Annotated in this window: 12 protein-coding genes and 1 riboswitch; all 12 genes read left to right on the top strand. The window is 39.0% G+C overall.

Features of this window, described 5'->3' with window-relative positions:
• Positions 1-291: 291 nt before the first annotated feature.
• The 12 genes from rbsK to IEX12_RS13880 all read left to right on the top strand — a co-directional run bounded on the left by rbsK (position 292) and on the right by IEX12_RS13880 (position 15,128).
• On the top strand, positions 292-1,206 hold the full coding sequence (gene rbsK, locus IEX12_RS13935; protein WP_102414790.1) for a ribokinase: 915 nt from the start codon (positions 292-294) through the stop codon (positions 1,204-1,206).
• A 68-nt stretch (positions 1,207-1,274) separates the two neighbouring features.
• Entirely contained in the window at positions 1,275-2,138 is an 864-nt protein-coding gene (locus IEX12_RS13930; protein WP_088052737.1) for an ROK family protein, read from the top strand.
• Between the two features lie 256 nt (positions 2,139-2,394).
• Positions 2,395-2,503: riboswitch (SAM riboswitch) on the top strand.
• Positions 2,504-2,576: 73 nt separating this feature from the next.
• A complete protein-coding gene (locus IEX12_RS13925) occupies positions 2,577-3,689 on the top strand; it encodes a 5-methyltetrahydropteroyltriglutamate--homocysteine S-methyltransferase (RefSeq protein WP_088052738.1) in 1,113 nt (370 codons plus the stop codon).
• 182 nt (positions 3,690-3,871) lie between these two features.
• Positions 3,872-4,735 carry a hypothetical protein gene (locus tag IEX12_RS13920; protein WP_102414791.1) on the top strand — a complete coding sequence of 288 codons (864 nt, stop codon included), beginning with the start codon at positions 3,872-3,874 and terminating at the stop codon, positions 4,733-4,735.
• 807 nt (positions 4,736-5,542) lie between these two features.
• Positions 5,543-7,141, top strand: a complete 1,599-nt coding sequence (locus IEX12_RS13915; protein ID WP_188725389.1) for an ATP-binding protein — start codon at positions 5,543-5,545, stop codon at positions 7,139-7,141.
• Positions 7,142-7,144: 3 nt separating this feature from the next.
• Positions 7,145-7,825: a response regulator gene (locus IEX12_RS13910; RefSeq protein WP_188725388.1), complete on the top strand. Its 681-nt coding sequence runs from the start codon at positions 7,145-7,147 to the stop codon at positions 7,823-7,825.
• A gap of 124 nt (positions 7,826-7,949) precedes the next feature.
• Entirely contained in the window at positions 7,950-8,957 is a 1,008-nt protein-coding gene (locus tag IEX12_RS13905; RefSeq protein ID WP_155554452.1) for a tripartite tricarboxylate transporter substrate binding protein, read from the top strand.
• Positions 8,958-9,031: 74 nt separating this feature from the next.
• Positions 9,032-9,475: a tripartite tricarboxylate transporter TctB family protein gene (locus tag IEX12_RS13900; RefSeq protein ID WP_155554453.1), complete on the top strand. Its 444-nt coding sequence runs from the start codon at positions 9,032-9,034 to the stop codon at positions 9,473-9,475.
• A gap of 15 nt (positions 9,476-9,490) precedes the next feature.
• Positions 9,491-10,990, top strand: a complete 1,500-nt coding sequence (locus IEX12_RS13895) for a tripartite tricarboxylate transporter permease (RefSeq protein WP_155554454.1) — start codon at positions 9,491-9,493, stop codon at positions 10,988-10,990.
• Positions 10,991-11,015: 25 nt separating this feature from the next.
• Positions 11,016-12,389: an SLC13 family permease gene (locus IEX12_RS13890; protein WP_155554455.1), complete on the top strand. Its 1,374-nt coding sequence runs from the start codon at positions 11,016-11,018 to the stop codon at positions 12,387-12,389.
• A 398-nt stretch (positions 12,390-12,787) separates the two neighbouring features.
• Positions 12,788-14,434 carry an ATP-binding protein gene (locus IEX12_RS13885; protein ID WP_155554456.1) on the top strand — a complete coding sequence of 549 codons (1,647 nt, stop codon included), beginning with the start codon at positions 12,788-12,790 and terminating at the stop codon, positions 14,432-14,434.
• Positions 14,427-15,128: a response regulator gene (locus IEX12_RS13880; RefSeq protein ID WP_155554457.1), complete on the top strand. Its 702-nt coding sequence runs from the start codon at positions 14,427-14,429 to the stop codon at positions 15,126-15,128. Before IEX12_RS13885 ends, IEX12_RS13880 begins: the two co-directional genes overlap by 8 nt.
• Positions 15,129-15,226: the final 98 nt, after the last annotated feature.

Raw genomic sequence — 15,226 nt, 5'->3', positions numbered from 1 at the left:
ATAAAAATATAAACTTTTGGAACAAGAGGGTTAGCTTGGTCAATTTCGTCAGCTACCAAAAGTGGCGATTACCCAAGAAGCCCCCACTTCAAGCAACACGTAAGGGTGGTAAGTGGTGGGAGTAGTTCACTTGAATGTGCATCCTTGTGTTTAGTCAGTCAGGTTTCCTCACTGAAACAACTATTATATCATAGACTTTAAACAATTTTCAGCTAATCTAATAGAAAGACTCTAAAAAATGTTTGGCATTTACCGACGTCATATATGTTAGATATGAAGGAGATGATTGGTGTGGATATTGCCGTTATAGGCTCGAACATGGTGGATCTAATTACATATATTGATAAAATGCCGAAAAAAGGAGAAACGCGTGAAGCACCCAATTTCGAGATGGGATGTGGAGGGAAAGGAGCGAATCAGGCTGTTGCAGCAGCTAAAATGGGTGCAAGCGTCACGATGCTTACCAAAGTGGGTGATGATATATTTGCTGACAATACGATTAAAAACTTGAAAAAATATGAAATTAATACAGAATTTGTACAGAAAGTCCCTGGAGTCGCAAGTGGTGCAGCACCAATCTTTGTCGATGCTAATTCCGAAAATCGTATACTAATTATAAAAGGAGCGAATCAGTATATCTCACCTGAGGATATCGATCAAGCAGCCGAAAAACTAAAAAAATGTCGTTTACTAGTTCTGCAGCTGGAAATTCCATTACCCACTATTTACCATGCAATTGAATTTGGTAATCGGCATCATATTCCCATTATTTTTAACCCTGCCCCGGCAACGAAAGAGTTGGATTTCAAGTATATTTCCATGTGTGATTTTGTTGTACCGAATGAAATAGAATTAGAAATGATAACAGGAATGCCGGTAGAAACAGATAAAGAGACTCGAAATGCCGCCTTTGTTTTACTTCAAAAAGGGGTAAAAAATGTCATTGTAACGTTAGGTCGTCGTGGTGTGCTTTGGGTTACTAGTAATGACATACGCCGCTTTGATGCGTATCAAGTAAAAGCAGTTGACACGACAGGAGCTGGAGACGCATTCATTGGCTGTTTTGCCCATTCTTTTGTGCGAAATGGAAATGTAGCGCAAGCGATCCAGCGTGCCCAAGCTTTTGCTGCATTGAGTGTAACAAGAAAAGGTACCCAAATTTCATATCCAGATGTAAAAGAATTATCAGCATTTTTGGAGGGGTAATAGACTAGTAAATCAAGTAGTATTGCTAATTCGTAAATAACAGAAAATATAAAAAGGGGGATAAAACCATGCTCATAGGCGCAATAGAAGCTGGCGGAACGAAATTCGTTTGTGCTGTTGGCGATGAATCAGGAGATATCATTGCAAAAACTAGCTTCCCAACTAAAGACCCTGAGGAAACGTTTAAGGACGTTAACAATTTTTTTCGTGAATACAAAGTAGAAGCAATTGGAATTGGCTGTTTTGGTCCAGTTGATTTAGATAAAAAAAGTGATACATACGGGACGATTTTAAATACGCCGAAAACAAAATGGATACAATATGATGTGCTTGGAAAATTGAAAAAGGATTTAAAGGTACCGGTATATATCGACACAGATGTGAATGCTGCAGCACTTGCGGAGTACAAATATGGTGCAGGGCGAGATGTAAACAGCTGTATGTATATTACCGTCGGGACGGGAATCGGAGCGGGCTACGTTCAAGACGGGAATACATATGTTGGAAAAAGCCACCCGGAAATGGGACACGTGCTTATCCAGCAGCATGAAAATGATGCATTTCCAGGAGGTTGTCCGTATCATGGAAATTGTTTGGAAGGCCTTGCCTCAGGTCCAGCAATTGAAAAGCGTTATGGAAAAAAGGGGCATCAATTAGCTGCGGATTCCCATGTCTGGGAACTAGAAGCCTATTATCTGGCACAAGCGATCATGAATTATTTCCTGATTCTAGCGCCCGAGCGAATTATTTTGGGTGGTGGAGTCATGAAACAGCAACAGCTGTACCCGCTTATTCGGAGAAAGTTCCTGGAAATGATGAATGGTTATTTGACGATTGAAAATGCCGATACGTTTATTGTCGCACCCGAGCTTAACGACGAACAGGGGGTTAGAGGTGCGATGGCGCTCGTACCGGTTATGTTAAGAAATTGAATGGGGACGTGTGTGAATAGGGTAAGGTAATTAATCCATTCCTTATTCTTTCCTCCCATCTATCAAAGTGTACATTCGAAAAAAAAAAGCGGTAGCCATGCATGACATTAAGGGTTCAAGTAATCTTGCAATAATGTGAACACGAAACTATCTTTGTTCAATGGTAGGACAGATATTTCCAAAAAGTTCAAAATACAAAACAGTTGCAATTTCCCGTCAAACTGGTATGATGGATTCAACATTTTTATACAAGCAGTTCTTATCCAGAGAGGTCGAGGGATTAGCCCAAAGACGCCTCAGCAACCTGTCTAATCGTGGGCAAGGTGCTAATTCTAACAAGTGCTTGAAAGCTTGGAAGATAAGAAGATGACTATATTTATCCATAGTTCCTTCATATCGGAGGAATTTTTTTATTACATTTTTTAGGAGCTGATTGGGATGACAACAACAAAAATCGAAAAGAAAGCACCATTTCGAGGTGATCATGTAGGAAGTTTTCTGCGACCAGAGCGATTAAAACATGCACGAAGCCAATTTGCCGCTGGGGAAATTACCGGGGAACAATTGCGCAGTGTTGAGGATGAGGAAATCATCAAGCTGATTGAAAAGCAAAAGGAAGCAGGCTTGAAATCAATTACGGATGGGGAGTTTCGCCGTTCGTGGTGGCATTTTGATTTTTTGGAAGGACTGACTGGTGTGGAAGGTTACGATCCGGACAGCGGTTTGCAATTTGTTGGTATTGAAGCAAGAAATCGTTCCATTCGTGTTACAGGTAAAGTAGATTTTCATGATGACCACCCAATGCTTAATCATTTCCGATTTTTGCAAGCGCATGTAGGATCTGATTATGTGGCTAAGATGACGATTCCGAGTCCGAATATGCTGTTGCTTCGTGGTAGCATTGATCCAAATGTCTATGGAAATCTGGAAGCATTGCTCCCAGACCTGACGAATGCCTATAAAAAAGCTATTCAAGGATTTTATGATCTAGGGTGCCGATACCTGCAGCTTGATGATACATCGTGGTCATCCTATTTATCGGAAAAAGGACGAGCAGCCATTCGCGAGCAAGGTTATACACCGGAAGATATGCAGAAAATCGCGGCCCAAGCGATTAATGATTCACTTGAAGGACGGCCAGCTGATTTATTGGTTACCATGCATATTTGCCGGGGGAATTATCGTTCGCATTATTTTGCAGAAGGAGCTTATGATCCAGCATCCGAGACCATTTTTGGCGGGCTGAACGTGGATGGCTTATTTTTGGAATTTGATGATGAACGTTCTGGAGGATTTGAACCGCTCCAATATGTGAACAGGGAGGATTTGTCCGTTGTGCTCGGTCTCATCACAACTAAATCGGGTGAACTGGAGGGTAAAGAAAAAATCAAAAAACGTATTGGAGAAGCAAGTGAATACTTGCCATTAGACCAGCTATGTCTAAGCCCGCAATGTGGCTTTGCCTCAACCGAGGAAGGCAACGACATTAGTGAAGAAGACCAATGGAAGAAAATTCGGCATGTACTTGAAATTGCGGAAGAGGTTTGGTAATTTTCTTGTCAAAGGGTATTACAAATTGTACGACAAAAAAGATAAATATATTATAGTGAATTGGCGAGCGGCGAGAAACTGTTCGCCATTCTTTTGGTTAGGGGTATTGTTTTTTCAAATATGTTATGTTGGTAACAAAGAAATTTTCAATACAAAAATGTACGTTAAGGAGCTGTTTTACCTTGAAGGTAAGCAATGTTTACAAAAAGGGCGGTAGAGAAATAAACGAAGACGCTTGTGTAATGAATGAAAAAGCAGGGATTTATGCTGCGGTTGATGGTGCTACCGGGCTTGATGGTGTACCAGGCTATATTGCATCGCATGCTGTAAAGGAAGAACTAAATAAGGCAACAGACGATCATTCTCTTTTTTCATATGTGAAATTAGCAAATGAAAGAGTACAAAAAGAAACAATGAACTATTATGAAGCAAACATAAAAAAATCAAGTGTGACCGATTTTCTGGAAATTCCAAAGATCGTAAGGAGTTCCACAGCCCTTGCTGCCATCAAGGTAGCTCCTGATTATTCATTTCTGGAATATGTTCAAGCTGCGGATTGTATGCTATTTCTCCAATATGAAACAGGTGCTATAAGGATGGTCACACACGATTTGCTGCAGGATCTGGACAGTATAGCGATTCATAAGCTTGTTGAAAAGCGAGAAAGGAGTACAAACCGACATTTGGGCCTTGGTCATTTGCGGGAAATGGTGAACCCAATTTTATTAGAAAATCGCAGTAAAGCGAATACATATGGCGGATACGGTGTGATAGACGGCGGTGAGGAGGCACTGGATTTCTTGGAGCGAGGAAGGATTTCATTAAATAGAGTTTCAAGGATTTTGTTAGTAAGTGATGGTTTGCTCCTTCCGCAGAAGCTGGATGAACCAGATGCATGGATCAAGACAGCTGATCTAGCATTTTCCGATGGTTTGGATCAGCTGGTGAAAGAGGTGGAGAAGCGGGAGGACGATGATCCGCATTGCGTTACATATCCGCGGTTTAAAAAGATGGATGATAAAACAGGGATTTTGATTGAGTTTTAAGAGGAATTTCATTTAGTTTCCTAAAATGAAAATCCCATCAATTCATTATTGATGGGATTTTTGGGTGAATTTCCATATTATTTTTTATTTAACAGCATCCTCATTCCACCGACAATTACCGCCTCACCTGTCCGCTTTTTAACATGTAATTCCGTAACAATGACTCAGTGGTATCACTTTTCATAAAGTCTGTTATCATTGTAACTGTTTCTTCTAGCATAATGTCGCTATACCATGAGAGCTGTAAAAAATGGCACCTCAGCCACACTCCTTATGATTGGTGTTTTATCTCCAATCCCATCCCAATCACCGAGAACCATTATGAGGTAGAATGCCAATGATTCCTTCTGGCCATTTCTGGTATACATGGCTACCTGTGCGATAATGGCTATCAATTCGCTAATCGTCTTTTTGAATAAAATTAGGTAGACTTTACATCCATTGTTTCCGTGTCCACATCTTTTACACCAGGTACCTTCTTACATTTCTTGAAGAGCTACAGCAATTTGCTTGGTAGCTTCGTGCTGTGTAGGAACATGAATTCACCAGTCCATCAGTAACTTAACCATGCCACGTTTATTCGCCCCGTCTTCCAACAGGGCAAATCATTATGGAAATCCGATTGTGTAAATTTTCCACCATTATACACCATATATTTCTTGCGATTAGTCAAGCATGCTCTAGGCAAACAGTATCCAAGTCAAGGTATGCAGGATTCTGACAATTCATGCCGAATTATGTAGAATACGTAATGAATGACAAGCTAGCAGTTTCCCAAAAGGATCAGTATAAGGTAGGTGCATATCCTTGATTAAGAGATTATTAAACGTTTCACTAAAAACCAAAATCATAGGAATGGTTATTACTATCATTCTGTCCTTAATTATTCTGCTACTAAGTGTTTTTGCCTATTTTGATGTAAAGCAGGTGTATTCCAATAAAAACACGATAAGTCTGCAAACCGCCAAAACCATTTCCTATATCCCTGACGTAGCACGGTTGTTAAAGCATGGAGAGGCATACGAGTTACAATCCATGACAACACAGTTCAGCGTTCAGAATGACGCTGACTTTATTGTTATTCAGAATCTGGATGGCACGATATTGACACATCCAGATGTTGACAGGATTGGAGAGCATCAACCATTTGACGATGGCTATATGGCAAGGGTATTTGGTGGATATTATAATGTTGAATCGAATGAATTTATCGGCCCTTCCGTTGTTGGTAAGGCTCCTGTAATGGATGAAAGAGAAAACATGGTAGGGGTTGTTTCGGTTGGGTATTTGAAAGAGAAGATCAATAGTACGATATTTCAGCGACTTAAAGATATATTTTACTTTTCTATTACTATTGCTTTAATAGGTGTTTTTGCCAGTTACCTATTAGCGAGAAACATCAGAAAAGATACGATGGGATTGGAGCCGAGAGAGATTGCAACATTATATCGAGACCGTGCGTCTATATTATCTTCCATTAATGAAGGAATCATTGCGACGGATGATAGCGGAAACATAACTTTGATTAATGAATCCGCTAAAAAACTATTACATGTTTCGGATGACTATATGAATAAATCAATTGAGCAGGTTCTTCCAGATGTTGATCCCTCTGAACTGATGAATCATAAGGAGTTTTTCTTAAATAAGGAAATGCTAATTAATAATAAAGTCATTGTCATCAATATGGTACCCATTTTAAGTGATGGTAATTTAGTTGGTACTGTGGCTACATTTAAGGATAAAACAGAAATTACAGAAATGCTTGATACCCTATCAGAAGTGAAAACGTATACGGATGATCTGCGGGCACAAACACATGAATTCTCAAACAAAATGTACGTGATATCTGGCTTACTTCAGTTGAAAAAATATGATGAGGTCTTAAACATGGTCAAGGAGGAATTTGCAGAAACTGGTCACACCAACAAGTTGATTTTTGAACAAATTAAGGATTTTAAAGTTCAAGCAGTTTTGTTGGGGAAAATGAGTAAAGCGTCCGAAAAGAAAATTGACTTCGAAGTGGACAACAATAGTTTAGTGCATAATTTGCCTGAACACATTAAGACGTCCCATATAATAACGATTATTGGGAACTTGATCGATAATGCATTTGATGAAGTAATGAAACAGAGCGATCGTAATGTTACATTTTTTGCGTTGGATATTGGTCATGATATTATCCTTGAAGTTTCGGACAATGGGAGCGGGCTACACGAAGAGGATTTTGACAAATTGTTTGCACCGGGCTATTCCACCAAAAGTAACCATTCTGATGATCGAGGTTTCGGATTGTTTAATGTTAAGGAAGCATTAAATTCATTACATGGAAGTATCGAAATTGATTCAGATGATAAAGGAACAACCATAACAGTTTATATCCCAAAAAACAAGAAAGGAGATTAAAGTATGATAAGCATTATAATAGCTGAGGATGATTTCAGGATTGCCAATATCCACGAAGATTTCCTGGAAAAAGTGGAGGGGGTACAAGTGGTCGGAAAGGCGATTAACGGAGAAGAAACATTACGGCTGGTTCGGGAAAATGACGTGGATTTATTACTGTTGGACATCTATTTGCCAGATTATTTGGGTACAGATCTTATTAAAGAGATTCGCAAGGTTAAGCCCCTTCTAGACATTATAATCATAACAGCTGCAACGGAAAAACACTTGCTGGAAACCAGCCTGCACGTAGGGGTGGTTAATTATTTGATCAAACCTGTCTCAATGGAACGTTTCACAGAAGTTATGGATACTTATAAACAACGAAAAAGCCTTCTGCAAAAAAAGGATTCGATTGATCAGGATTTGCTTGAATCATTATTTCATACTACTTCAGACAGTAAGACAAAAGTCGTAACACTACCAAAAGGAATTGATCGTATAACGCTTGATAAAGTAAAAAAGTATATGGGACAAGATAAAGAAAAGGCATGGACAGCAGATGAAATGGGAAAACAAATTGGTTCTTCAAGAACAACTGCCAGAAGATATTTGGAATATTTAGTATCTATAAATAATGCAACCGTGGAACAGGAATATGGCATTATTGGCAGACCGGAACGAAAATATTATTATAATACATGATATTTCCGTGAACTAAATGAACAAAAATAATTTTATATAGTTAAATTGGGTTACTTTGAAAACGCATACAAAAGATAAGATTCAGTATATTATTGAAACATAGATTTTTAACTTTAAAGAGAGGATGGTTCAATTGCGCAAACTTATTGGTATTATGATTTTATTTACCACATTATTGATCGCAGGTTGCTCATCAGGATCAGATGAAGCAAGTGGTAGTGATTCTGGTGGTTCAGATTTTCCAACCAAAAATATTGAAATAATAGCTCCTGCATCTCCGGGTGGTGGCTGGGATGCAACCGCAAGATCCATGCAAAAGGTTTTCTCAGATGAGGGAATTATTGAAAAAAGCATGAATGTCGTTAACAAACCTGGTGGTGGCGGCGAGGTTGGTTGGCAATATTTAAAGAGTAAAGATGCTCATACGATTTCTATTAACTCGAGTTTGGTTATTACAAATAATCTATTAGGACAAAGTGAGCTTACCTATAATGATTTCACACCATTGGCAATCCTTACTACTGAATGGAATTCTGTTACAGTTGCTCCTGATTCAAAATTTAATACTGGTGCTGAAATTATGGAGCAGTTGAAAAAAGATCCAACATCATTAAAAATTGCCGTTGCACCGTCTTTAGGAAATGATGACCATTTATCCTTTGTCCAAGCAGCACAAGAATTTGGTGTCGACGTGACAAAGCTTAATTTCATGATTTATGAAAGCGGTGGAGATGTACTTACGGCAATGTTGGGCGGTCATGTTGATGTGGCAACTTCTTCTGTTTCCGAATTTAAGGAACAGGTCCTGGCAGGCAAACTAAAGATGGTTGCAGTAACCTCAGAAAAACCAATCGAAGGTCTTGAGGATGTTCCTACATGGAAGGAGCAAGGCGTTGATATGGTATTTCCCCACTGGCGAGGTATTATGGGGCCTCCGGATATGACAGAAGATGAAATTACTTATTGGGACGAAAAAATCAGCAAATTAGTAGAAACAGATGCTTGGAAGAAAATATTGAAAAATAATGAATGGGAAGATTACTACATGGACAGTACAGAATCAGCTAAATTTCTTGAAAAGCAAATGGAAAATTATAATGAGTTATTGAATGTTTCTGGTTTAATTGATTAATGGACCGAAATTAGAATGAATCCGAGCTTACGGATTCATTCTAATTTTACCAATGTAAATAAGGAGGGAATAGTATGCTCCGATTAATCACACCTTTGTTTTTTATTTTTGCAGGCGTTATCTATGTCGTTTTTACCTTTAATTTACCGCAAGCAAAAATTGGAGATCCAAATGGACCACTATATTTTCCGGCAGTCATCGGGATATTTTTGCTGTTAATGAGTATTGTTTATTTGTTTCAGGAGTGGAAGAAGCGCGGGGAAAAGATGGAAAAGGTCAGACAGCTTTTCACAGGCAGAACGCCATTCCTAATTATCGCGTCTTTGGTTCTGATATTTATCTATACATTCCTTTTTGAAAGAATCGGTTTTTTATATTCAACAATCATCTTTTTGACAGGATTACTTTTTGTTGTGAATGGGAGAAAACAATGGATTAAGAATATCTTAATTGCAGTCATATTTTCTTTCATTACGTGGTACTCCTTTGCTGAACTTTTAAATGTGAGTCTACCATAGAAAGGAGAAAGAAAAATGGGAGTTGACTTTCAACATATAGTCGAAGGGTTTATGGTCGCTATTAAGCCTATCAACCTATTTTTGATTATCATTGGTGGGTTTCTTGGAACAGTAGTTGGGATGCTTCCAGGACTGGGGCCTGCTACAGCGGTTGCAGTTCTTATTCCGATTACGTTTGGTATGGATCCAACTAGTGCATTGATTTTAATGGCAACCATCTATTATGGTGCCATGTATGGGGGTTCCAGAAGCTCGATTTTAATAAATACCCCGGGTGACGGATCAGCCATTGCTGCCACGTTCGACGGATATCCAATGGCACAGAAAGGGCAGGCTGGCCAAGCGTTAACGATATCTGCTATTGCTTCGTTGATAGGTGGGCTGTTCGCAATAATCGGGTTCATCGTTTTAGCAAAGCCATTGGCAGCATTTGCCCTGGAATTTGGTCCAGCTGAGTATTTTTTGTTATTTTTATTTACATTATCGGCAATCGTTTCCTTGTCTATTGGCAATATGGTAAAAGGGTTTATATCAATGTCTATTGGACTGGTTTTGAGTACCGTTGGTGTTGATTTACAATCAGGGGTACATCGATTTACCTTTGATATTCCCCAGTTGAGTGAAGGTGTTGACTTTCTGGTAGTCATTATTGGAATTTATGCGGTTGGAGAAGTATTTTATAACTATATCAGCATAGATAAACTTAAAAAAGAAAAGAAAAAAGTTGGGTCAAAATGGATAACAAAAGAACAATGGAACCAAACAAAATGGCCGATGCTAAGAAATGGACCAATAGGGTTTCTTATTGGAGTATTGCCTGGTGCCGGTGGTTCCATTGCTTCGATGCTTAGTTATTCAACAGAGAAACAACTATCAAAGCATCCTGAAAAATTCGGGAAAGGTGCCATTGAGGGATTAGCGGCACCGGAATCTTCCAACAATGCGGCTTCTGTCGGTGCATTTATCCCACTGTTAACAATGGGTGTTCCGGGATCAGGAACGACTGCGGTTATTTTGGGGGCAGTTGTTATGTTAGGATTGCGTCCAGGTCCGCTTCTGTTTGAAAATAATCCGGAAATGGTTTGGACACTGGTGGATAGTATGTTTATCGGAAATATCTTTTTAGTTATTTTAAATATCTTGTTAGTCGGCTTATTGGTCCGGATTTTGGATACGCCACCTAAAGTATTATACCCGTTAATTCTGGTATTGGCGTTCATTGGAACCTATACATTGAGCTACAGTATGATCGATTTTTATATACTGGTTATTTTCGGTTTGATCGGATTAGGGATGAAGTTGCTGGATTTTCCGGTTGCTCCATTGATACTTGCTGTCATTGTAGGTGGGGACATGGAACAAAATTTCCGTAAAAGTATTGTCGCACAGGACAATTTTTTGAATGTAATAGTTGCCTCCCCTGTAACGATTGCCTTAACGATTTTGACAATTTTATCGATATGCTATCCATTTTTTATTGGGTGGTTAAGAAAACGCAAGCAAAAGAATACGTAGATGACTGCTGTGAGGCGGTAATATAATGAAGAAAAAGTTGCTTTTGATTTTGATTGTCATTCTGTATATCTTGTTTTTTTCTCCTTTAATAGAATGGAGTCTCGAAACGAAAGCATTGGGAGCACTCATTATTATTCAGATTCTCTGGATTGGGAGAGTGTTCCCTCTAGCATTTAGTTCGGTATTGCTAATTCTATTGTTATCATTTCATTTCTTTAGTTATGATGAAACATTAAGTTACTTTGGATCCAGTCTGGTCTGGTTATTATTTTCCATTTTTATATTGTCCCATGCCTTTATCAGCACAGGACTGGCCAGCAGGATTTCATTATATATTTTGACCTGGGCTAGGGGATCCGGGAAACTGTTGTTATTTGTATCATTTCTATTATCGTTTATTTTAACGTTTTTCATTCCCTCTAACATTGGAAAAGGAAGTTTAATCAGTTCGATATTGCATGATATTATTAGTAGTTTAAAAAAGATTCAGGCAACGTCCAATTTATCTAAATCCTTTTTTATCGGCATAACTTATGTAAGCCCTATTGCTGCAGCTTTTGTGCCAACGGGGGCTAGTTCGACGATTTATGCGTTTGGCATGTTTTCTTCTATTTCCGACACCATTACCTATTTTCATTGGATGTTATATTTAGGGTTGCCTATTTTTATATTTATTTTCTTATTATGGATTTTATTCCAGCGCGTTTTTCCGGTTGAAAAGGTCGATCAGCAAATGGTGAAAAACCTGATCCGTTCCAAGATGGATGAATTGGGGAGTTGGAGTAGCCAGGAAGTAAAAATGATTTTTATTATGGGGATTACGCTTTTATTATGGCTGACTGAACCATTACATGGCTATTCGATTCCTTTAATTGGTCTGTTGGGAGCAAGTTTAACGGTGTTGCCTTCTATCGGTGTGATGGATTGGGATGAGGCACAGCAAAGTGTGGATTGGAATATGATGATTTTCTTTTCATCTACGTTAATGCTATCCAATATGCTGATAAATACGGGATTGATAGAAACGGTTGCTGCATATGTGGTTGAACATTCACAAAATTTCCCTACTATTTTTCTTGTAATGGGTTTGATTGTTTTTACCGCATTTATTCGGGTTGTTTTTGTCAATGTACTTGGGTTTTTGACTATTATGCTTCCTTTAGCGATAACTCTAGGAGAGCAGATAGCTGGCATTTCTCCATTAACATTAGCGATGGGGGTCTATTTAGCTGGTGTTCCCGGATTTTTATTGATAACACAATCACCAGTCCATTTAATTAGTTACTCGTATGGATATTTTACCCATCAAGATTTATTACGTGCCGGTTTCCTTTCCATGTTAATTTGGGTATGCCTAGTGTTTGTAAGCATTTTTTTATATTGGGGTTTTGTAATTTAGGGAGGTATTGGATCATGACGTGGTTGACTAAAGAACAGAAAGGCTTAGAGTGAATTAATACAAAAATACTAGTAAAACTTGGCCACTTCAGATGTTCCTGGTTCTTTAATTTTGTTGCTCAATTTCGGATTAAATTTTTCCAATTCCAGTTTGAGACCGAGTCCATATACTTCCCTGGTTTTATCGAATAATATCCATACATGTCATAGGAGCTTATTAACTATTTAAACAAGCTTATTTATTTAACTCCCCCGTAAGTAGTGTATGGTCAGGTGAATTTAGCAGATTCTCTTGAATAGTATTATAGCACTTCCTTCATAATCGTAGAGCTAAATTTTGCCGTGTTATAATTACAATAGAAACAGTTCAATTCGTAACGTCAGGGGAGCTATCCATTCATGATTCATACATCCAAGAAGCCAGTTATCCACCCAAAAATAAAATTTAACTTAAAGCTAAAAATGATTGCCTTGATAAGTTTGCTGATTATCGGGATATTTGTCATTTTCGGCTTATTTCTTCGTTCTTTTATTTCCACTACCATGGAAGATCAAATCGGCAAACGTGCATTGAGTGTGGCGCAAAGTGTTGCTAATATCCCAGAAATTAAGCAGGCTTTTCAACTGGAAGATCCTGCATCGGTCATCCAGCAGATTGTAACGCCGATTCAACAAGATACAGAAGCTGAATTTATCGTTGTCGGAAATCGAGAGGGGATCCGCTATTCCCATCCAGAGGCCAATCAAATCGGGAAAAAGATGATCGGCGGTGATAATGAGCGAGCCTTGCTAAAAGGGGAGTCCTACATATCGAAAAGAGTTGGATCGCTCGGATTGTCGATACGGGGAAAGGTGCCTGTTTTTGCAGATAATGGGGAAATTATCGGCGTTGTTTCTGTTGGTTTTTTGAATCATGATGTACAAGGTATTATCAAAAATCAGAGCAAATCATTATGGCTCACACTTGTAGCAATTACTTTACTTGGGATTATTGGTGCCATTTTCATCTCAAATTACCTTAAAAAGCTGTTATCAGACATGGAACCAGAGGAAATTTCCGATTTATTAGTGCAAAAGGAAGCAATTTTGCAGTCTACACACGAAGGGATTATTGCAGTAAATGAAAAAGGTACAATTACGATGATGAATGTGGCGGCACAGTGGATTCTATTCAAACAAATTGACCAAGACAATCAGTTCCTGGGCAGACCAATTAAGGAACTATTGCGACATACGGATTTATTTACAGTTTTACAACATGGAGAAAGCCATTATAATAGGGAAATGGTTCTTGGAGAAAATATTGTGCTGGTAAACCGGATGCCAATCTATCAGGATAAAAGAATTGTTGGTGCCGTGTCGACTTTTCGTAAAAAAACGGAACTTGCGCATCTGACAAATGAACTCATGCAAATTAAACAATTTGCCAATGCACAACGCGCGCAGACCCATGAATTTTCCAACAAGCTTTATACTATTCTAGGCTTGCTTCAGTTAGATCAAAAACAGGAAGCGATCGATTTTATCAAAAAGGAAAATAATGTGCAGCAGGAATGGTCCCAGTTTCTGCTGGATCATGTTGCAGATCCGATGATTCACGGCCTCCTGCAAGGTAAATTTAATCAGGCAAATGAACTTGGTATCACCATGTCCGTTGACCCAGATAGTCAGCTTGCTTATTGTTTCAATGGGGAAAAACAGGACGCACTGCTGACGGCGCTTGGGAATTTGATCGAAAATGCAATGGAGGCAGTAAGAAACATAGAGGGCAAACGGGTAATTTCTATTTTCTTTACGGATATTGGAGAAGATGTATTAATCGAGATAGAAGATTCTGGCCCGGGTATTGCAAAGGAAGACGCAGCCCATATTTTTGAACAGGGATTTTCTACAAAGACTGGTTCCCATCGTGGGACAGGCTTACCACTAAGTAATCGTATGCTACAGGATATAGGCGGAGCAATTATGCTGGAAGACGGAGAACTGGGTGGTGCCTGCTTTGTGATAATCCTGCCTAAGGATAAAGGAGAAGATAAGAATGAATGAAAAGTTTCATGTACTCATTGTAGAAGATGATTTTCGGATTGCAGCTATTCATCGTCAATTTGTTGAAAAAGTAGAAGGGTTTGTTGTTCAGGATTGCGTGAAAACGGCGAAGGAAGCATTCGCCCATCTGCAAAACAAAGAGCGTCAGCCAGACCTGATTATACTGGACATCTATATACCCGATGTGGAAGGCCTGGAATTGCTTTGGCGGCTTCGTACAACCTATCGAGCCATGGATATCGTGATTGTGACAGCTGCCAAAGAAGAAGAAACAGTTACGAAGGCTTTGCGGGCTGGTATTTTTGATTATATTGTAAAACCAGCAGATGCGAGCCGTTTTAACCAAACGTTACGACGTTACAAACAACAGCACGAATTTCTGGCGTCGAAGGAAGCAATGGAGCAAGCGGATATTGATTTCATTACCGGAGTACGTGATTTTTCCGTTTCTGCCGAAAAGTCGAATCACCATTTGCCAAAGGGGATTGATCCGATTACGTTGGACGAGGTTACCCATTTATTGGCAGATAAAAAGGGAGACGGAATCACTGCTGTAGAATTGAGTAAGCAAATCGGCACAAGCCGTTCCACTGCCCGTCGCTATTTGGAATATTTGGTGTCGATTAAAGAAATTCGGACAACACTAAAATATGGGACCGTTGGCAGACCTGAGCGGCAATATATTCGAAATTAAAACTATGTCTATCGCTGACGTGGTTTTAATACGGAAGTCATGTCCTGCTACCGACCTGTGAAACTTATGAACAAAATGCAAAATATAGCGAATAAATC

It is taken from the genome of Lentibacillus populi (genome assembly GCA_014642895.1).
In the GTDB taxonomy this organism is placed as follows: Bacteria; Bacillota; Bacilli; order Bacillales; family Amphibacillaceae; genus Lentibacillus_C; species Lentibacillus_C populi.
This window is presented reverse-complemented; position numbering and strand designations above follow the sequence as displayed.